The following is a 19525-nucleotide window of genomic DNA, read 5'->3' as shown; positions in this document are numbered from 1 at the left end:
AGGGCGCCCCTTTGCGAAACTCGGGGCATAGTAGCGCTACTTGCGCTTTTTCGTCAAACAGAAGCGCTATTTCGAAAGTGGAGCTATGCTGTCGATGGCAATGGCGGCTAAAATGGCTGACGATCGCCTTTCGGGCAGGACATCCTGACTCGGTGGGGGCACGACGAAATTGCACCGGTGCAATTTCGCTTATGGGCGGCCCCTTCGAGCAACGAAACTCTCGCAAAAACCCGTCCAAGAACTCGTCAGCTTCGCGCCCTTGAGCTTCGCCAGGCGGTCGCCCATCTGCTGGCGATAAGCGTCGGCGATGAGATCAATATCCCATCCGCCCCCATGCGACCGGGCAATCGCGGCCAAGCCTTCCGCGTTGAACCGGATCGTTCCTTGCGGAAAGACAATCTCCGAACTCTTCTCTGGCGCGACGAGCGCGCTGATGGCGGCCTTCACGAGCGATCCAACTTCCACCGTCTCGGCGACCGTCTCTACTGCCCCTTCCCGGCGCGCCTTGCGCCCCGTCGAGTGCCGCTCAATCTCATCGACGGTCGCGATCTGCGCTGGCGCATCCTTCGGTTCAAAACGGAACTCGATCTCGGTCACCGTCCGCCCCTGTCGTATCTCCTTCCACTCGACTCGGAAGTGAGCCAGTTGGTCGATCTCGGCCTTTGCCTTTTCGAGCACCTTGCGACGAAGTTGCGCGAAATCCTTATACACCTCAGGCGATATGCCCAGCGCTGCACGCAGCGCTGCCATATCGCCCTTCCACGTCGACTGGCGACGATGGAGCCGCAGCGATCCAATCTCATAGAGTTTGAGCGCATAGCTCGATCGGAAGCCCAGCACCGCCTGCCGATTAAGAACGGCATAGCTCTCGGATTCCTGGATGAGCTTGCGCGCATCAGGCGTAAACTCCCATTCGATCCAACCCGCATCCGCGCCGTCTGTATCTTCCGCCTCTTCGCGAGACGACGAGATCAGCGAAAAACGCAGCGTCGCTTTCTTGCCGCGCCAAGACCGGTCGTCGATCGCAAACAAGGTCCGGTGAAGTTCCTCCAGCATGTCGGAGATACGTTCATTACCCTTATGACCGCGGCGAATATCGGCCTTGCGCATCCGATGCGGCCGATCTTGCCAGGCATCCCCGCCTGCGGTCAGAATCATCAATGCGAGCAATCGCGACGCCGTCAGGCTGAGCGACTGGCCTTTCACGAATTTGATCTCAACGATGCTGCCGGGTTTGGCGAACTCCTCGCCACCCTTCGCTTGCAAAGCCGCCGCGACTCGCATGGCACGGCCCGGCGCCGAATCGGCTTGCGCCTCTTGCGCTACATCGGCGCTTAGATTTTCCGCATGTTCCATGTCATATAGGCCGAACGCGTATTGGCAGATTCGCCTAATTGCTGCCTGACCTGTCCTCTCTCGTCAAGGCAGGACAGGCAGAAACACTTTCCGTTGCCCCCATCCGGTCAGGTTAGAACCGGGTGACACTCCCACAAAAGGCCTCGGATTCTGCCGAGTCGCAGTACGATTCGCGTTCCGCCCGTTTTCGGCTCGCTGACGCTCGATAAACGCGGCAAAATGACATTATTCTCGAGCGCGGGGCCGCCAAAAGCCATTGCCCCCAATCGGTCAGGATAGCCCCAATAGGTCAGCTATCTACCCCCGACCGGTCAGGATGACGCCCCCGCCAGGTCAGGCAAAATCCCCCGCGCGGTCAGGACAAACGCGGCAGATCATTGAAATTGCATGTCTTTTCGGTACCGAATCTGAATCACTTAGAATCATGAATCCTTCCGCTGCGAGCAGCGGCGTTGTTTTAGATTGATTCTAAAAGAACACGCGGGTGATTCGCGGACCCTTTAGATCGGACAGCATAACCGATTCCCCCTTGCTGGGGGGATACCGCCTGACCGGTGTTCCACGATAGCATCCCGGTCTCGATCCTTGGCAGGTCCGCCCAGCGACGAGATCTCGGCGATCCGACAGCAGCTGAACCACCGCTCGTCGCCGCTGGGCAGACGCAGTGAGGAGCTCGCATGATCAATTTTGCCAAATTCGAGATCATCGGACGGATCGGTGAGATCGACGCCAAGCCTAAGGTCACGAACATCTCGGTATGCGCGAACTATCGCCGCCGCGGAGAGGGCGACCAGTGGATCGAGGACAGCTACTGGAACCGCGTCGTCATTTTCAGCGACGGCCAGCGCAAATATATCGATGAGAAGGCCCAGGTTGGCGATCTAGTGCGGATCGCCGGACGGCTCCGAGACACATCCTACGAGCGCGACGGCACCACCCACTACACGACCGACCGGATCGTCGAAGAGTTCGGTGTGCTCGCGGCGAAGGCAGCATAGGCCGTAGGATGCAGCGCCGATCGGGCAAGAGGGGAGGGGGCATGCGCGAGCGAACCTAAATTTTCGATAGGAGTTTCGCTTATGCCAGCCACCATCGACGCGGCGGTTCGCGCCAAGCAGATCGTCGAGAGCCTGGGCGGACGCTGGTCTGGATCGCGCGGAGAGTGCCGTTGCCCCGCCCATGACGATCATTCCCCCAGTCTTTCGGTCCGCCTCGGCACCAAGGCGATCCTGTTCAAATGCTTTGCGGGATGCACGTCGACCGATATCCTCAAGGCTCTCGATCGTCAGGGTTTGCACGATCGAGAGCCGGTCCATGTCGAACCGCGCGCGCCCTCACGCGATCTGAGCGGTTTGGCCAAGTCATTATGGCAGCACAGCATCCCCATCGCCGGCACACCGGCTGAAGCCTATCTTCATGCTCGGGGTCTTTATGCTGCAACGCCCGACCTTCGCTTCAATCCGCAAACGATCATAGGAAAGGGGAAGGATCGGCGCAGCCTTCCCGCAATGATCGCCGCAGTGAGAAATGAGCTGGGCCTGGTCGCGGTCCACCGGACTTTTCTTGATCCCACCGACATTTTGCGGCGCCCCTTCCGCAAGCCCAAGCTCGCGCTGGGTCTGCTTGGTTCGGGCAGCGTACGGTTTGGTGAGCCGGATGACGTTCTGGGCATTGCCGAGGGGATCGAAGATGCCCTGTCCGCCATCGACTGGTTCCAATTGCCGGTTTGGGCCGTGCTTGGTGCCGAGCGCTACGCCCATGTCGGCATACCGTCCCATGTGAAGCGCATCATCGTGTTTGGCCAGCGGAACACGGCGGCGAAGATCTGCCTGAAGAGGGCAGGGGAGCACCTCAGCGCCAACGGGCGAAGGGTTGAGGAGTGGCTCCCGTCCGAGCATGACGATTGGAACGATGCTCTGCGTGATCGGCTTGCCCGCAACGCCGTTCCTCGCACCGTGATCCAGACACACCCCCACTGAAGAGAGGAGAGGAGGCCTTCGGCTTGTTGATCCGGTGATGGGCACCGGACGATACGATGGAGGCTTTCGATGCACACCTCAGCTGCTGCTCTCGAACTCGATTTCACCGAACCATCCATTACCGCCGCAAACGCGGTCTATGCCGAGCTGCGCAAAGGCGACAGCGTGGACCGGCCTGGCCTGCTTCGGGCGATGGAAACCGCCTATGGTTCAACTGCTGCTGACGGGCATTGGTCACTCCGCGATGCCTATGATGTTCTGGAGCTGGCCCAGGTTTTGCACCTCGCCACGCTTGACCTGTCGCAAGAGCCCGCCGAGTGCCTTGCGGCCCTGACCGCGCTCACCGCATCCCTCCCGACGCATACTGTGCGCAGCGAAGAACAGATCGCGCTCCAGCAATTTTCGACACCGGCCGCGATTGGCTACCTTGCTGCGCTCGCCGCTCGCATCACCGCCGCGGATACAGTCCTGGAGCCCTCCGCCGGCACCGGGCTCCTCGCCGTTTTCGCCTCGCGCGCTGGCGCCAAGCTTGTCCTCAACGAGATCGATCCAGGGCGCGCTGACATGCTCCAGGCAGCATTCCCAACTGTACCGGTCAGTCGCCATGATGGCGAACTCATCGACGATCTGCTGCCGCTGTCGATCCGCCCGACCGCCGTGCTCATCAACCCGCCCTTTTCTCGCAGCATCGGTCGACATGCCGACCCGCTTGCCGCGCTCCGCCACTTGCGCGCCGCCCTGAAACGGCTCGATGCCGGGGGGCGCTGCGCCGCTATCCTTCCCGATCGCGTGGATACATCGAGCCGCGCCTGGGCGAAGGCGACCGACGGCTGTGCGATCACGCTCCACGTCGAACTACCCGCCGATGCCTATGCCAAACACGGCACCAGCCAGATCGTAAAGCTCATCGTTCTGGAAAAAGGTTTCCGGGATGACGTCGCCATTGTTCAGTGCAACTCGCTCGGCGAAGCGCTCGCGACGATCATCGCTTCCGCCGCCAGCGTTACGGAAACCCCGAGACTCTCCCCAGCGCGCCTTGCACCCACCCGTGCGCGCGCATCCCTGCTCGGCGGTCTCTCGAGCAGACCCCGGCTTTCGGCCCCGATCGGCAAGGCCGCCCAGTCTCTCAGCGCGCTTGATATCGGCTACACCGTCTTTGCTGAACCCGTACCGACCGGTGAGGCGGTGGGGGTGTACCTGCCGTATCGGCCAAGCCGCATCGCCATTCCCTGTGCATCCCCGCATCCGACCGCTCTGGTGGAATCGATCGCCATGGGCTCGATTACGGCACCGCGGCCGTCTTACGTTCCGAAGCTGCCGGCCGGTGTAGTAGACAACCGGGTGCTGTCCGACGCTCAGCTCGAAACGCTGATCTACGCCGGGGACGCTTTCGAGCGCGACATCTCCGGTCTGTTCAAGGCGGCCGAGGAAGGATTGTCGCTCACGCCGGACAAGGACGGTCGCCCTTACCGGACCGGATTCTTCCTTGGCGACGGCACGGGTGCCGGCAAGGGCCGTCAGGTTGCCGCCATCATCCTCGACCAGTGGCTGCGCGGGCGCCGCAAGCACATCTGGATATCCAAGACCGAGACACTGCTGGAGGATGCACGTCGCGACTGGACCGCGGTCGGCGGTCTTGCGCTCGACATCCAGCATCACAACCAGTGGAAGCTGGGTACGCCGATCGGCGCGGCCGAGGGTGTGCTCTTCCTCACCTATGCGACGCTCCGCTCCAACCGGGGGGACAAGGGCACTCGCCTTCAGCAGATCCTCGACTGGGTCGGTGACGATTTCGACGGCATGATGGTGTTCGACGAGGCGCACGAAATGGCGGGTGTCGCCGGCGGCGAAGGCCGTTTCGGCACCAAGGACGGATCCGATCAAGGCATCGCCGGCGTGCGCCTGCAAAACCTGCTGCCCCGTGCCCGCGTCCTATACGTGTCGGCAACCGGCGCGTCGGACGTCAACAATCTCGCTTATGCCACCCGGCTTGGCCTGTGGGGTCCGACCACCGCCTTCGCCGATCGCCGCGCATTCGTCGACAGTCTGCGACGTGGCGGGATCGCGGCGATGGAATTGATCGCCCGCGACCTGAAAATGCAGGGCCTCTATGTCGCCAGGGCGCTCAGTTTCGCTGGTGTCGAATATGACATCCTCGAACATCGCCTGACGCCCGATCAGGTCGAGGTCTATGACGCCTATGCTGATGCGTGGGCGATCATCCACGCCAATTTGCGCACCGCGCTCGATGCCACCCGGGTGACGGACAGTTTCTCCAATGACACCTACAACAGCGGCGCGAAGGCCGCTGCGCTGTCGATCTTCGAATCCACCAAGCAGCGGTTCTTCGGCCAGATCCTGATCGGCATGAAGCTGCCCTCGCTGATCCCGGCGATCAGAGCGGATCTGGCCCGGGGCGAGAGCGTCGTGATCCAGCTCGTCTCGACGTCCGAGGCGATGCTCAACCGGGCACTGGCCGCGCTGAACGCCGAGGACCGGGCGAATCTCGACATCGAGCTTTCACCCAAAGAGTTCGTCATGTCCTATCTCACGGCCGCCTTCCCCGTCCGTCAGATGAAGACCTTCGTCGATGACACCGGCAAGACGCGGTCCGAGCCGATGTCCGACGAGGACGGGCGTCCCATCTTCAGCCAGGAAGCGCTCGAAATGCGTGACAATCTCGTCGAGCGGTTCTGCTCCCTGCCGATCGTGGGGTCCGCCCTGGATCATATCATAGGGCATTTCGGGACCGATGCCGTCGCCGAGGTGACGGGACGCAGCCGGCGCATCGTCATCGACGCGCACGGTCGCCAGCGCATCGAGAGCCGTTCGCCGCGAACAAACCTTGCCGAGACCGACGCCTTCATGCGGAACCAGAAGAAGATACTGATCTTCTCCGATGCAGGCGGCACCGGACGCAGCTATCACGCCAGCCTTACCGCCGAGAACCAGTCGCGCCGCAACCACTATCTGCTCGAGCCCGGTTGGCGCGCTGACGCGGCCATCCAGGGTCTCGGCCGCACCCATCGCACGCATCAGGCAACTGCGCCGCTGTTCCGTCCGGTATCGACCGACTGCCGCGGCGAGCGGCGCTTCATCTCGACGATTGCCCGCCGCCTCGACAGCCTTGGTGCCCTGACACGGGGCCAGCGTCAGACAGGCGGCCAAGGTCTGTTCGACCCGCGTGACAATCTCGAAAGCGACTATGCCAAGGAATCCCTCGAAACATGGTTCCGCCTGCTTGCCGACGGTAAGCTGCGCTCGACCACGCTTGGCGAATTCCAGAAGTTGACCGGACTTGAGCTCGAGGGCGAAGGCGGCGGGCTGAAGGAGGAGCTGCCGCCCATCCAGCGCTGGCTTAATCGCATTCTCGCGCTGCGCATCGCGCTGCAGAATGCGATCTTCGATGAATATCTCGGCCTGATTGAGGCCAGGATCGAAGCGGCGCGCGAAGCTGGCACGCTCGATCTTGGCGTCGAGAGCATCAATGCCGAACGCATCACGATCCTCGATCGCACGGTAATCCGGCGCGACCAGACCAGCGGCGCAGAAACGGAGATTCTGCGCCTCGAAACGGAAGAGCGCTACAAGCCGATCCCGCTCGACCGTGCGTTGCGTATCCTTGGCGATGACGCGCGCCCGATCGTCAATCGCAAGTCCGGCAGGGCCGCGATCCGGTGCAGCACCTATTCGCTCACCGATGACGATGGTGAGATCGTTCGCCGCTACGAGCTGCTTCGGCCGACCCGTTCCGAGCGGATGCGGCAGGATTTGCTGCTCGAAACGATGTGGGAAGAGACCAGCGAGGAGGAATTTTCGGCGCTATGGCAGGCCGAGGTAGAGGAGATGCGGGACAAGACCCGCACCAGCACGCTCTATCTGGTCGCGGGCCTGCTCCTGCCGGTCTGGGATCGCTTGCCCGATGATCATGTTCAGGTTTGGCGCCTGAACACCGATGACGGCCAGTCCTTCCTCGGCCGGATCGTTCCTGCACCGCTGGTGTCGAAGCTCGCGGACGCCTTCGGGATCAACGCCGCCATCACCGTGTCAGGCGAAGATACCGCAAAGCATGTGATGACCAGCGGCGAGATATCGTCCGTCGGAGCCTACCGGCTCAAGCGCAGCTTGGTCGCCGGCCAGCAGCGCCTCGAACTGCTCGATTGGCCGCACACGCGGCTTGCCGAACTCAAGGCGGCCGGCTGTTTTACCGACATCATCCAGCACAGGACGCGGATGTTCGTTCCCGTCGCGAATGCCGCTGCCGTCATCGAGCGCATCGCCGCCTGACGATCGAGGTCCTCTCTCCGCGCCCAGCGCAGGAGAGGGGAGGGGGCCTTCGGCTTTGTGGGCCTGATGAGCAGGCTCGCGTGACCGTCGAGGCGGCGCGCCAGTTCCAGATGGAGACAAAAGATGATCCAGTCCGTGAAGGTCAAGAACCTCTCGCTGTCGAAAGACAATGTCCGTAAATCGAGCCGGGAGGCTGGTATCGAAGCCCTAGCCGCCAGCATCGCAACGCAAGGCTTGTTGCAGAATCTCATCGTTACCCCGCTCAAGAAAGCGGGCCATTTCACCGTCAAGGCGGGCGGGCGCCGGCTGCGCGCACTCCAGAGCCTGATCGAACAGGGCACTCTGCCCGTCGACCATGTCGTGCCCGTCCTCGTCCTGACCGACGACGACAACTCGGTCGAGGCGAGCCTCACCGAGAATTTTCAGCGCGTTCCGATGAACCCGGCGGATGAAAGCACCGCGTTCAACTTCCTCATCCAGAAGGGGATGACCGCCGAGGACGTTGCCAAGCGACAGGGCGTCACCACCCGCTTCGTCGAGCAGCGGGTCCGGCTTGCCGAGCTTGCACCAAGCGTGTTCCAGGCTCTCGCCGCCGGCGAAATCACCCTGGGGGTCGCTCAGGCCTATGCCGTGACGAGCGACATCGATCGTCAGGCTCGCGTGTTCGCACAGATGAGTACCTCCTATTATGGCGATCAGCCCGACAACATCCGGCGTGCGATCCTCAACGGGACGATCAAGGCGAACGATGCCAAGGCGCGGTTCATCGGTCGCGATGCCTATGTCGCCGCAGGCGGCCGCATCGAGGGTGATCTCTTTGCCGCCGAGGGGGACGAGAACTGGATCGACGTCGATCTTCTTGAAGATCTTGCCGGCAAAAAGCTGGAGGCGGCCGCCGCCGAACTCGCGCAGGCCGAGGGCCTCGCATTCGTGACGCCGATTGCGGCCACCCACGTTCCCTACGATCTCGAGCGTCAGCTTCATGAGTTTCACGCGCCCGCGCGGCCGCTTAGCGAAGCGGAAAGCGCGCGCGTCGAAGCGCTTTCTGCCGAGAATGACCAACTCGTCGAGCAGCTTGAAGGCGAACTGACCGATGGGACGGCGGAAGCCGAGGTCGCGAACGATCGTCTCGACGAAATCGAACGGGAACTTGAAAGCATCGAGGAATCCCGTCGCGAGATCGATCCGGCGGTCCGAGCGCAGATCGGGACGTTCGTTTATATCGGTGGCGATGGCGAAGCCCGCGTTCACACCCGCATGTTCAGTGAGAAGCCGGTTGTCGATCCGAATGCTCCGCCCAAGGTGATGGGCGGTGCCAATGGTGACGACGGCGCCGACGACATCGATCATGGACCCAAACTCAGCGCTACGCTGATTGACGAGCTGGCGACCCAGCGCCGGCAGATCCTCGTCGCTCACATCGCCAGTGATCCGGCGATGGCGCTGGACCTCACCATCTTCCTGATGGCGCAGAATGTCGTCTTCGAGCAGAACTACGTCCGCAACCACTCGACGCTCAAGTCCAGCGGCGCCCAATTCCCGATCTTCGGCTTCCGCGACGAAGGATCGATGGCGTCGCAGGCCATTGAGGATCAGCGCCAGCGTCTCGATACGAGCTGGGCCGGTCATAAGACCATGTCCGAACGTTTCGATGCCTTTCGTGCGCTCGACGACGAGGCCCGCGGCAGTTGGGTGGCCTTCTCGATCGCACGCACGCTGGAGCCGAGCCTGAACGTTCCCGAGGGCGGACGGTCCAATGGGTTCCATGACCATCTTGGTCGCGCGCTCGACATTCAGGTCGAGCATTGGTGGCGCCCCACGGCTGAAAACTTCTTCGGCCGCGTCAAAAAAGACGTCATGCTCGACGCGCTCGAGGCCATCGGCGGGCCGATCCTGCGCGGGCGATACAAGGACGCCAAGAAGGGCGACCTTGCCGCAACCTGCGCCTCGCTCTGCAACGGACAGGGGATCGTCGAGGCCGAAGTCCGCGAAAAGGCGGCGGCCTGGCTGCCGGATGCCATGCGCTTCGACGCCATCGAAAAGCCCGAGACCATCGCGCTGCGCTCGACCTTTATCGACGAGGCCGACGATGTCGATCCCGGCGACGATGGTGACGACGAGTCCGACCCTGATGACGCGACGCACGACGGTCAGGAGGATTTGAGCGAGGCGGCCTGACGCCTGCTTGCACGGTTCGAGGCGACTTGGGGGCGGCACTCTTCGCGGAGTGTCGCCCCTCCTTTTGTGCCCCGACGGCAGCCTTTCTGAGGAGAGGATGCTGGTCCGGGCTCGCCTCTTCCAGATCAGGAGAACTTGCCGTGGCAAAGACCGCCGATAAACCGTCGCCCGCCGACACCATCACAAACGCGATTATCGACAAACTCGAATCCGGCGTACGCCCTTGGGTGAAGCCGTGGCGGCCTGGCCTTGGCGGCCGCCCCCTTCGCGCGACCGGCGACCCGTATAAGGGCATCAATTGCTTCTGGCTGTGGCTCTGCGCCGAAAGCGCCGGCTATCGTTCGCGCACCTGGATGACCTACAAGCAGTCGCAGGCGCTGGGCGGCCAGGTCCGCGAAGGCGAGCGGTCGCAAATCGCCATCTTCTACAAATCCTACAGCAAGACCGTCGAGTCGCCCGTTACTGGCGATGCTACGGACGAAATGCGCCGCGTGCTGCGATCCTACGCTGTCTTCAATGCCGATCAGATTGATGGGCTGCCCGAGAAGTTTTATCCACGCCCCGTCAGCGTCGTCGCCCCCGACGACGCGCTACCGGATCGCGCGCAGCGCTTCCTCGATGCCCTTCCGGCGAGGGTTCACCAGCGCGGCGATCGCGCCTACTACGACCGCGTTGCCGACAGCATCACGATGCCGCCCGTCGCGTTGTTTTCCACCCGCGCGTATTTCGCGTCGACTTTGGCGCATGAGGCAGGTCATTGGACCGGCCATCCTGACCGGCTCAATCGAGAGTTCGGCAGGAAATTCGGCGACAACGCCTATGCGTTCGAAGAGCTTTGCGCCGAGATGACATCCGCCCTGCTCGGCGCGGATCTTGGCCTCCCGACCGCCCATATCGACGATCATGCAGCGTATATCGGCTCGTGGCTCGCGGTGCTGCGCAAGGATTCCCGCGCCATCATGACGGCTGCGGCAAAAGCCGAAGCAGCGACCGTCTTTCTGCTCCGCGCAACTGGCCTCGCCACGTCGGACGAAGTCCAGGAACAGATCCGTGAAGCAGCATGATCGCGGCGGTCGCCTGCCTCGACCCCGGCGCCTCCCGCCGGTTCGCCGTAGCGCTCCGCCGCCGCAAGGAGGGGGGAGGAGAGGACGCCTTCGGCCTTTTGAGCGCGCCAGAGCGCTCAGAAGGAGGCTCCCATGTTCTACGATACGCTCTACCGCCACAATCAGGCCCTTTCCCCCGCCGGTCTGGACCATCTGCCGGCGGCACTCCACGCCCTCAACGCCGCCGTCGACGACTGTCAGCGTGCTGGCAAGCCTGTTGCCAGCGACGCGGCAACCCTTCTCCTCATCCGCCATCTGGCAGACGTTGCCGAACGCGATGCGCCCAGCGCGGCCGCCCTTCGCCTTCGTTGCGAAGCAGATCGCCTAGCGGTCGACGCCGCACCAGCGCTACTCGACATTGCCGGAAAGAGCGTCGGCGGAAACTACCACGCCAAACGGACCTTCCACTATCAGGCGCGCCGCGCGCTTACACGTCTAGCGACAGCAATCGGCCTCGACGCGGACGACGCTCGTATCAACACCGTGATGGGTGCCGATCACGAAGACGGCACAACGGAGTTGCGCCACGCGGATCTCGCCCTTCGCGTGGTCCCGCGCGGCTTTCTTCCGGACAGCGAGGTCTCGATCAGCCGCTGTCGCGACGGGCAGGAGATCGGCAGGCCCCACCGCGCGCCGATTACCGAATTACTCGACGTGGCCGCGTTCCAGCACCGACTTGCCGGCATCCCCGGCGACATCGGCGCGGCGCGTTTCGCGGCTGCCGCCTGAACCCCGCAATCGCAGGAGATATCTCATGGGTTGGCTCTTCATGCGCGATATGGGTGGCTACGCCACTCCGCGCTCCTATCTCGACAACCAGTTCACCTATGCGCACGCGGACCATCGTCTCACGGTTCTCGCGTCTTCGATGGTCGGATCTACCTATTACGCGGCGTGCGAACGGATCGAGGCGTCCGGCGGTCGGGCCGTCTTCGCCGTCGTGTGCCTGACCCGGCAAAGCACCGGCGCGCGCGACGGCTGCACGTTCGGCTACAAAGACATGACGGAAACGATGGGTCCGTGCGAAAGTGACTGCCCTGCTGCCATTCTCGATGAATTGACCGAGACCGACAGCACCTACGCCTCCGAATGGCGCGCACGCTGCCGTGCCAACCTTTTTCGCCGCAAGCTCGAACGCGCGAAGCCGGTCCCGAAGCCGGGACAGACCATCGTCTTCGACGAACCCATTCGTTTCAATGACGGCGAGGATCGCAACCGCTTCACGGTCATTGCCAATCCGAAGGGCAAGGCCCCGCTATTTCGCGATCCCATAACCGGCGCCGTGTGCCGGATTGCAAAGTTCAGGACGCGCGCATACCGGCTTATCAACCCGGCCATTGTCCCGAAGGACACGACCGATGGTTGAGCGCGCGCCGGTGATCGCGGCCTGGGGCGCGGGCGTCGATTCTACCGCCATGATCATCGAGCTCGTCGAACGAGGCGAGCCGATCGATATGGTGTTGTTCGCCGATACCGATTCCGAGAAGACCGATACCTACGCCTTCCTCCCGGTCTTTCGTCGTTGGATGGATCGTCACGATGTCGCGTCCGATGTCGTCCGCTACCAACCACGAAATTTCAAGCATTGGCCGCCCTATGATAGCTTGGGCACCAACATGCTGACCAACGCCACCCTGCCGTCCAAGGCATTTGGGCGGGGGTCTTGCTCGTTAGGTCCAGCCTGAGCGAGTGTCTTGTTACCTCGCCGTGAAGAAGGGTCAGGCCGGACGACGCGCTAACCCAAATAGCTGGCGGCGGCCGGCCTGATCCTTCTTCACTTCCGCACCGCGCTTATCGGGAAGCCGAAAGCTTCGCCGTGACCCGCCACACCTGGGTCGATAGCTACTTATGGAGGCAAGTATGGCCAACACATTCGCCGAAACCTACACGATGCGCAGTAGGTTCTTTCACGATCTGGGAGAGTCCGCAAAGAAGCTGGCCGACACCTACGCTTACGACACCGATCTCGGAAACCGCGCTGCCTTCAAAGAACTGGTGTGGGATGCGGTGTGCCATTCCTTGATCGAGCATCACGGGTTCAGCCGGGACGAATTGTAGTGGACGCTCGGATCGATCCCCTCGTCCTTCTGGCCTTCATAGCGTCCAGCATGTCCCAGACTCCCAAGGCGGCAATATTGTGATAGTCTATCGGTCTCAGCTTATCGATCAGTGAGACGGCCGGTGGTATCGATCATTCGAGCCGGTGCGGGAGAACGCAATGTCCCCGCTGGCTTCCCGATCCTGTTTTACGCCGACATGGCAATCATCGAGCCGGCCTTCGTCTGGCTCATGGAGCATGCCGAACTGAGCGGCCGCGCCCAGGCGTCGGAAACCGTGCGGACCTATGGCGAGCATCTCCACGACTGGTTCGACTCCCTCGAACAATCCGGGATCGAATGGCGCGAGGCCGACGAGCGTGTCATCGCCGCATATCGCAATCGGATGCTGCAGAACCCCAGCACGCACACCGGACGACCCTATGCCCGGACCACGATTAATGCGCGCGTCTCCACTGTCTGCCGCTTCTATAGCTGGGCGCTCGACCGGGGGCTGATCGACCATTGTCCGTTCCGGTTGACCGAGAAGATGACGCTGATGCTCGATGGCGCTCATCGTCCGGGCTTACAGCGGCGGCAGGTCAACGCGATGATCGTGTCGCGCCCCGAAAAGCTGCCGCGGCCATTGCGCGTGGACGAACTGGCGCGGCTGTTCGCGCATCTCAGGCCCACTGCGCGACTAGCCGCGCAATGGGCGCTCGGGGCAGGTCTGCGCCGCAAGGAGCTTTGCGCGCTCCCCGTCGATCAGATCCCTGATAGCTGGCCGCTTGGGCTCGACAGCGACCCGTTGGTCGGCGTGCCGCTGCATATCACCAAGGGCGACCGTCCAAGGACGGTCTATCCGCCGCTTCGGCTGCTGGATCATACGCATTGGTATATCGGCGAGGAGCGCGCCCGGATCGTCCGCCGTGCCCGCCGCTCCGACCAGCGCTACCGTACACCGTCCAATCTCCTCCTGAACGAGCATGGCCGCGCCATGACGCGCAAGCTCCTGACGGGGCAGCTCGCGGAAGCGTTCGCGGCCGCAGGTCTCCACGGCACGCTGCACTGGCTGCGACATACCTTCGCGATGGCGATGCTCGCCCGGCTTCAGGTGCAGGCCCGCACCAATCCCGATCTCAATCCGCTCAAGGTCGTTCAGGTACTGCTCGGCCACGCTTCGATCATGACGACGGCGATCTATCTGCGCTGCGTCGAACTGCACGAGCGCGACCTGAGCGAAAGCCTCGCCTATCTCTATGGCGAGCTGATCCCGGCCGATGACTAGGAGCCGCCTTGATCGGACGCTTCGGCTCGAACCGACGTCGGCGGACCATCCGGCGGAGATCGCCGAAATCCAGTTCCGCGACGAATGGGGCAAGATCGTTCAACGCTTCGACCCCGCGCTGTTCGGAATGCCGGACGACATCAGCGCAGCTATTGCCCGGGCCTTCCGCGATCATGATGTAGCATCCAGCGCCGCCACCCGCACCGCACGCTGGTTCGCGCTACGCGTGTTCGGCAGGTTCCTGCGTGAAGACGCGCGCGTCAGGCGCGCCACCGATCTCGATATGGCGACGATCCGCCGGTTCATCACCTGGCTGGCGAAGCCCGCCGACGGGCGCCAGCGCGGAGTCCAATCGCAATCCGGTCAGCTCGGTATGGTCCGACCGGTCCTCAAGCGCGCGATCACGGACAATCCCGGCTTGTTTGCCTCCGGCTTCGCCGTGCCCAACAATGCGATCCCGCTCGCCGGCGTTCAGCGGCTACCGCAGGACAGGCTGACGACCGCCGCGATGCGCGCGCTGCTGGCCGTCTGTTATGCCGAGATCGACACTGCCTGGGACAAGTTCCAGCACGGTCAAATCATCGTCGCTCTTCCGAACTTGCCGCTCCATGGTGGCCGGACCGCTGAACGGGATCGCTGGATATGGAAACTGCATCGGCTCGGCAAAGGGATCATGCCAGCTGCCCGGGGCTCGGACTTGGGAAAGGCTGATCGGCAGCGGATTGCCGAGGCCGGCGGGTTCCGGGAGCTGGAAGGCTATCTCCATCTCACGACCGACACGCTGGTTGCGTTCTATATCGTGCTGCTGATCCAGACGGCGGCAAATGCCGGTCCGATGCGCCAGATCAAGCGCGACTGCCTGGTGCCCCATCCGCTCGACCGGCATCGCGTCATGGTCGAATGGATCAAACCTCGCGCCGGCGGCAAGGTGAAGCGCATGCAGCGGCGATCGTTCGACAATCGCCGTCCCTATGCGGCGCCTCGCCTGATAGAGAAACTTCTCGCGATGACGGCGCCTCTGCTGCCGCATGTGGAACCGTCCAAGCAAGATCGGCTGTTCCTGCACCGCTTCCTCATGACGACTGGCCGTCTCGAACGTGAGCATCACGCCGGTCATATCGTGCAAGCCACGTTGCGATCGGCAATGCTTCGCTTCTACGAGCTCCAGAACGCCGCGATCGCCTCATGGAACAAAACGCATCCCGGCAAGCCCCGGCCGCTGCTTCCCGACTTCTCGCCCAAGCTGTTCCGCAGCAGCATGGCGAGCGCCCATTATACCGCGTCGCAGGGCGATATCATGGTGGCCAAAGCGGTCCTCAATCATGCGAGTGTTGTCACCACCGACATCTATGTCGACGGTGAGGCCGTTCGGCGCCTCGAACGCGATACGATCGCCCGGCTCCAGTCGCTGATGATCACATGGGTCCGAGGCGAGACAAACCCGGATCTCCCGCGACATCAAGCACCGGATACCGGCGCGCCGGTGACTGCGCTGTTCGGCCACGACTGCCTTCGCCCGACCGACAATGGGCAAACGCGTCCTGGCCGTGTCTGCCCGAAACTGGGTGGCTGCCTTGCCTGTCCGGGCCTGATTGTCCCGATAGACCCGGATCATCTCGCGCGGATCGTCCAGGCCATCCGGCATCTTGAAGCAGCGCAGGAGCGGATCGACTCGGTGCGGTTCGGCCTTTTCTACGCACCCAGCCTTCGGGTGCTGACGCAAGACCTGCTCCCGGCGTTCCCGCTCGAGATGATGCCGGACGCGGAACGGCTCATGCTCGCTCTGCCGCCGCTACCGGACCTGGAATAACCCGATGGCTTCTGTTCCGACATCCACGCTCACCCAGCGTCCGGCGCCATTGCTCGAGAACGATGGCGTGCCTGCCGCCATGACGTTCAACTGGGGCTTCGAAATGCCGGACGGGAGCCGGTTCTGCGACGACCAGTGGACGCCGCTCCGGTACGCGGCGGAACTCTTCCTGCTCTCGCTGCGGGACGATCCGCCCGAAGGCCGAATGCCGCTCCGAAAGGAAACGATCCGCGGCCACTTCAGTCATATCCGCTTCCTTGTACGATGGATGGGGACCGAGAACATCCGACGCTTCAAGGATCTCGACCGGGACGCCGTCGATCGGTTCGTGGCCATGCTCCGCGCTCGCCCCGGCAGGAATGGCGCATTGCTCTCGATCAGCACCGCCGAAGGCCATCTCGGCACGATCCGCACCTTCCATATGCAGTGCGACAAGCTAGACGACGCACCGCCGGCGCCGCCGCCTCGCGCCGCCTCGGTCGGGAGACGGCACTGGAAGCCTTATGGCGGCCATCCCTACACCCCCGACGAGATCGTCGTGCCGCTGGTCAGTGGGGCTATCGAACTGCTCGGCGAGCCAGCCGACCGGATACTCGCGCTGCGTGACCGTCTCGAAGATCTCTATGACCAGTTCCGACTGCGGCACCAAGGACGCACCCTCCACTGGCACATCAGACGCGCCATGCTGGCTGAGCCCTGTCCCTGCGCGGACCGGTATCCCAATCCGGACTGGCCACTGCGCCGCCTGGCGTTCATGCTCGACCGGCTCGGCGATGCCTGCTTCATCGTCATCGCCTATCTCGTTGGCGCAAGAGCCTCCGAGATCCTCAGGCTTGAAGAGGGCTGTCTCGAGCGTCGCGCCGGCGATCGCGACGGAGAGGAACACGTCTATCTGGTCGGCACGATCACGAAGACGTCGCTGACGGAGCATGGCGACATCCACCGCTGGCTCGCGCCTGAGCCGGTTCAGCGGGCGATCCATATCCTCGAACGTCTCTCTGCTCCGCTTCGCGAACTTAGCGGCGAGAAGAAGCTCTGGCTCCACCAGCTCGGCAGGGGACGATCGCCACTTCCGACGACGATGCCCATCGCGCGATTGCGGTCACCCATGGTCAATGTTCGCTTGAACGAGCGGCTTGCGTCGTTCCTCGCCTTACCGGACCACCAAGGCGGCACCTGGCACCTGACTACTTATCAAGGGCGCAAGACGTTCTCGCGGTTCATCGGTCGGCGTGATCGCACCGGCCTGACGGCGTTGCAACGCCACCTCGGCCATGTCCATCGCGCGATGACCGACCGCGCCTATGTCGGCACCGACTTCGAGCTTGCCGAGCTGATCGACGATCAGACTGCGGAAGAAACCCGCAAGGCGCTGGAAGACCTGCTGCTGGCTCCGCATGTTGCCGGAAAGGCCGGCATCATGCTCTCTGAGCGTTCGCCGTTCCGCGGCCGCACGCGCCCCGGGGATGTCGGGACCTACATCACTGAGATCCTCGCCGAAACGGATATGCGCCTCGGTGTCTGCGACTGGGGCTACTGCCTCTATCGCCGGGAAACTTCTGCCTGCCTCGGCGGCGAGCGTGAGCCGAACCCGGTGCTTCGCACGCAGAGCACCTGTTCGACATGCGCCAACTTCGCCGTGACCGACAAGCATAAGCCGGTCTGGGAAGCGCGCCTTGATCGCAACACCGCATTGCTCCGACGCGATGACCTCGATGTTGAGAGCCGAGCGCTTGCCGAAGCCCGCATCCAGGAATCCCGCCGAATCCTGGACCAGCTCGACGAAGGAAATGCTGATGGCGTCCGAGACTGATCCGTCCAGCCCGCAAGCGCGCCGCCGGGCGAAGACCGACGCGCGCCTGCGCGAAGCCCTAGCTGGCCTCGCCGGCAACCCAACCGCTGCGGCCACTGTAGCCGCGCTCGCGCGGGCGGGCGGGGTCGGCCGTAACGTCATCTATACCCATCATGCCGGTGTTCTCGACGCCCTGCGCGAGCTTCAGTCAAAGCGTGCCGGCGCCAACGAGATGGCCACCGGAGAGGCTGATCGCGCACGTTCGGCTCTTCGGGATGCCGAGGCCAGGAACTTCGCCCTGGCGACACATAATGCCAGCCTGCTGAAGCGCGCCGTTGAGGCTGAGCAACGTGCTGAGCGCCTTGAACGCCGCAACGCCCAACTCGTGCAGGAACTTGATCGGATCCGCAGGCCGGTCCCGATCCGCCCCAGCGCTGAAGCGCACGATCCGTCCGCTGCCTGACGTCGGTCACGCCCTAATCGGGCGTCTCGAAAGGGGAGAGGGAGGAGAAATGGTGGAAATGCGGGCTTGGCAAGGCAAAGGATACAGATCGGTCCAGACCTAATGCTCGCTCAAATGGAAGGTGGCGCCGCAGGACAAATGGACGGCGCAATGGGCACCCGCGATACGGTGCTGGGGAGAAGGCGGACGTGTCGTCAAACTGATCGGCTATGACTGTTCCAGTGCCGATCAGCGTCGCTACGCGCATGCCGAGGGATATGCCGACCCACGCTATGACTATCGTTATCCCCTTCGCGAATTGGGCTGGACCCGGGCGGATTGCATGGCACGCATTGAGCGTGCGGGCCTGCCTGTACCGCCCAAATCCTCCTGTTTCTTCTGTCCCGCGATGCGGCCGCACGAAGTGGATGCGCTCTCTAAGGATGAACTGCGCACCATCGTTCTGATGGAGGCTCGCGCAAAACCTCGCTTGCGCACGATCGATGGCCTTTGGCGCAAGCCCGTTGTCGGGCGAGGCGGGGCGACACCGAGACCGGGCAATATCACCGCCTATATCCGTCAGCACGGCCTTCTCTCGCCGAGCGAAGTTGATCGGATCGTTGCGGATGCACCGCTCGCGCTGATCGCGTTCCAGGCGGCGCAAGCCTGCAAGCCCGTCGAGCAGCGCATGTCGATGGCGCGCTGGCTCGACGCATTCCACCGTGGTCAGTCCGCAGGCTGACCCCCCTCACTAGCTACGGAGACTCTCATGGCCGATCGCGCTTCTGTCGCGATCCGCATTGGCGGATCGCTGTCCCCTGACCTCGTTCCCGGCTTCTGTGCTGCCGTCGAGAGCGACGGCGCCTTCACGGATTGGGAGGGCACCGCGTTTGACCCGGACGATCTCGATCCGAGCGTTCCCCTGTACTTGGCCGACCATGAGGTTGCCTGGGGCCGGTTCGAAGCGATCGAGACTTTCTGTGTCGATCATGCCCTTGTCTTCGCCCGCTGGGCGGGCGGCGCTTCTGGGGCGTTTGGCCCGGAGCGGGTGGTCTTTGACGGCACGACCGTTCGGAGTTTCAGCGCCTCGGACGATGACGAGATCCTGATCTCGGCGGAAACGGTGCGCTGTCTCGGCAGCTACGCGGCGGTGCTCTCGCATCTCGCGGCGGCGGAATTGGAGATACCCCCGTTCCGGATCGACGGCGCAGGCTGAGGACAAAGCGAAAACCGGTCTGTGACGACACCTCCCCG

The 19525-nt window shown here is 63.2% G+C and carries 16 protein-coding genes; 15 read left to right on the top strand and 1 reads right to left on the bottom strand.

The genetic code is table 11. From position 1 onward, the window contains the following. Positions 1-189 precede the first annotated feature (189 nt). Positions 190-1284: a replication initiation protein gene (locus sphantq_RS23200; protein ID WP_272800737.1), complete on the bottom strand. Its 1095-nt coding sequence runs from the start codon at positions 1282-1284 to the stop codon at positions 190-192. A 749-nt stretch (positions 1285-2033) separates the two neighbouring features. Here sphantq_RS23200 and sphantq_RS23195 point away from each other — a divergent pair. The 15 genes from sphantq_RS23195 to sphantq_RS23125 all read left to right on the top strand — a co-directional run bounded on the left by sphantq_RS23195 (position 2034) and on the right by sphantq_RS23125 (position 19487). Beyond that, positions 2034-2354: a single-stranded DNA-binding protein gene (locus sphantq_RS23195; RefSeq protein ID WP_021243468.1), complete on the top strand. Its 321-nt coding sequence runs from the start codon at positions 2034-2036 to the stop codon at positions 2352-2354. Between the two features lie 81 nt (positions 2355-2435). Continuing rightward, the gene (locus tag sphantq_RS23190; protein ID WP_272800649.1) at positions 2436-3335 is read left to right on the top strand and encodes a DUF7146 domain-containing protein; all 900 of its coding nucleotides are present in this window, start codon (positions 2436-2438) and stop codon (positions 3333-3335) included. A gap of 69 nt (positions 3336-3404) precedes the next feature. Continuing rightward, positions 3405-7622: a strawberry notch-like NTP hydrolase domain-containing protein gene (locus sphantq_RS23185; protein ID WP_272800648.1), complete on the top strand. Its 4218-nt coding sequence runs from the start codon at positions 3405-3407 to the stop codon at positions 7620-7622. Positions 7623-7745: 123 nt separating this feature from the next. Beyond that, the gene (locus sphantq_RS23180; RefSeq protein WP_088185001.1) at positions 7746-9800 is read left to right on the top strand and encodes a ParB/RepB/Spo0J family partition protein; all 2055 of its coding nucleotides are present in this window, start codon (positions 7746-7748) and stop codon (positions 9798-9800) included. A 140-nt stretch (positions 9801-9940) separates the two neighbouring features. After that, a complete protein-coding gene (locus sphantq_RS23175; protein ID WP_208634660.1) occupies positions 9941-10864 on the top strand; it encodes an ArdC family protein in 924 nt (307 codons plus the stop codon). A gap of 132 nt (positions 10865-10996) precedes the next feature. Then, complete coding sequence (locus sphantq_RS23170; protein ID WP_272800647.1) at positions 10997-11632, top strand: hypothetical protein; 636 nt, start codon at positions 10997-10999, stop codon at positions 11630-11632. Positions 11633-11657: 25 nt separating this feature from the next. Continuing rightward, positions 11658-12269 (top strand): DUF6927 domain-containing protein, encoded by a 612-nt coding sequence (locus tag sphantq_RS23165; RefSeq protein WP_272800646.1) that lies wholly within the window; start codon positions 11658-11660, stop codon positions 12267-12269. Further along, the gene (locus sphantq_RS23160) at positions 12262-12588 is read left to right on the top strand and encodes a hypothetical protein (protein ID WP_336314463.1); all 327 of its coding nucleotides are present in this window, start codon (positions 12262-12264) and stop codon (positions 12586-12588) included. Before sphantq_RS23165 ends, sphantq_RS23160 begins: the two co-directional genes overlap by 8 nt. 175 nt (positions 12589-12763) lie before the next feature. Beyond that, complete coding sequence (locus tag sphantq_RS23155) at positions 12764-12961, top strand: hypothetical protein (protein WP_272800645.1); 198 nt, start codon at positions 12764-12766, stop codon at positions 12959-12961. A 123-nt stretch (positions 12962-13084) separates the two neighbouring features. After that, positions 13085-14227, top strand: a complete 1143-nt coding sequence (locus sphantq_RS23150; protein ID WP_272800644.1) for a tyrosine-type recombinase/integrase — start codon at positions 13085-13087, stop codon at positions 14225-14227. A 127-nt stretch (positions 14228-14354) separates the two neighbouring features. Beyond that, entirely contained in the window at positions 14355-16037 is a 1683-nt protein-coding gene (locus tag sphantq_RS23145; protein WP_272800643.1) for a site-specific integrase, read from the top strand. Positions 16038-16041: 4 nt separating this feature from the next. Beyond that, positions 16042-17850, top strand: a complete 1809-nt coding sequence (locus sphantq_RS23140) for an integrase (protein WP_272800642.1) — start codon at positions 16042-16044, stop codon at positions 17848-17850. Then, positions 17834-18292, top strand: a complete 459-nt coding sequence (locus sphantq_RS23135; protein ID WP_272800641.1) for a hypothetical protein — start codon at positions 17834-17836, stop codon at positions 18290-18292. The genes sphantq_RS23140 and sphantq_RS23135 overlap by 17 nt, the downstream gene beginning before the upstream one ends. Before the next feature lie 322 nt (positions 18293-18614). Next, positions 18615-19013, top strand: coding sequence for a hypothetical protein (locus tag sphantq_RS23130; RefSeq protein ID WP_272800640.1), 399 nt, complete (start codon positions 18615-18617; stop codon positions 19011-19013). 27 nt (positions 19014-19040) lie between these two features. After that, positions 19041-19487, top strand: coding sequence for a hypothetical protein (locus tag sphantq_RS23125; protein ID WP_272800639.1), 447 nt, complete (start codon positions 19041-19043; stop codon positions 19485-19487). The last annotated feature ends 38 nt before the right edge of the window (positions 19488-19525 follow it).

This window comes from Sphingobium sp. AntQ-1, assembly GCF_028538045.1.
GTDB lineage: Bacteria > Pseudomonadota > Alphaproteobacteria > Sphingomonadales > Sphingomonadaceae > Sphingobium > Sphingobium cupriresistens.
The sequence above is the reverse complement of the archived record's forward strand: the minus strand, read 5'-3'. Positions and strand labels throughout refer to the sequence as shown.

Coding starts and splice junctions, on each gene's coding strand:
- sphantq_RS23200 (WP_272800737.1), bottom strand. CDS start 1,284: ATGCGAGTCGCGGCGGCTTTGCAAGCGAAGGGTGGCGAGGAGTTCGCC.
- sphantq_RS23195 (WP_021243468.1), top strand. CDS start 2,034: ATGATCAATTTTGCCAAATTCGAGATCATCGGACGGATCGGTGAGATC.
- sphantq_RS23190 (WP_272800649.1), top strand. CDS start 2,436: ATGCCAGCCACCATCGACGCGGCGGTTCGCGCCAAGCAGATCGTCGAG.
- sphantq_RS23185 (WP_272800648.1), top strand. CDS start 3,405: ATGCACACCTCAGCTGCTGCTCTCGAACTCGATTTCACCGAACCATCC.
- sphantq_RS23180 (WP_088185001.1), top strand. CDS start 7,746: ATGATCCAGTCCGTGAAGGTCAAGAACCTCTCGCTGTCGAAAGACAAT.
- sphantq_RS23170 (WP_272800647.1), top strand. CDS start 10,997: ATGTTCTACGATACGCTCTACCGCCACAATCAGGCCCTTTCCCCCGCC.
- sphantq_RS23165 (WP_272800646.1), top strand. CDS start 11,658: ATGGGTTGGCTCTTCATGCGCGATATGGGTGGCTACGCCACTCCGCGC.
- sphantq_RS23160 (WP_336314463.1), top strand. CDS start 12,262: ATGGTTGAGCGCGCGCCGGTGATCGCGGCCTGGGGCGCGGGCGTCGAT.
- sphantq_RS23155 (WP_272800645.1), top strand. CDS start 12,764: ATGGCCAACACATTCGCCGAAACCTACACGATGCGCAGTAGGTTCTTT.
- sphantq_RS23145 (WP_272800643.1), top strand. CDS start 14,355: ATGCCGGACGACATCAGCGCAGCTATTGCCCGGGCCTTCCGCGATCAT.
- sphantq_RS23140 (WP_272800642.1), top strand. CDS start 16,042: ATGGCTTCTGTTCCGACATCCACGCTCACCCAGCGTCCGGCGCCATTG.
- sphantq_RS23135 (WP_272800641.1), top strand. CDS start 17,834: ATGGCGTCCGAGACTGATCCGTCCAGCCCGCAAGCGCGCCGCCGGGCG.
- sphantq_RS23130 (WP_272800640.1), top strand. CDS start 18,615: ATGGCACGCATTGAGCGTGCGGGCCTGCCTGTACCGCCCAAATCCTCC.
- sphantq_RS23125 (WP_272800639.1), top strand. CDS start 19,041: ATGGCCGATCGCGCTTCTGTCGCGATCCGCATTGGCGGATCGCTGTCC.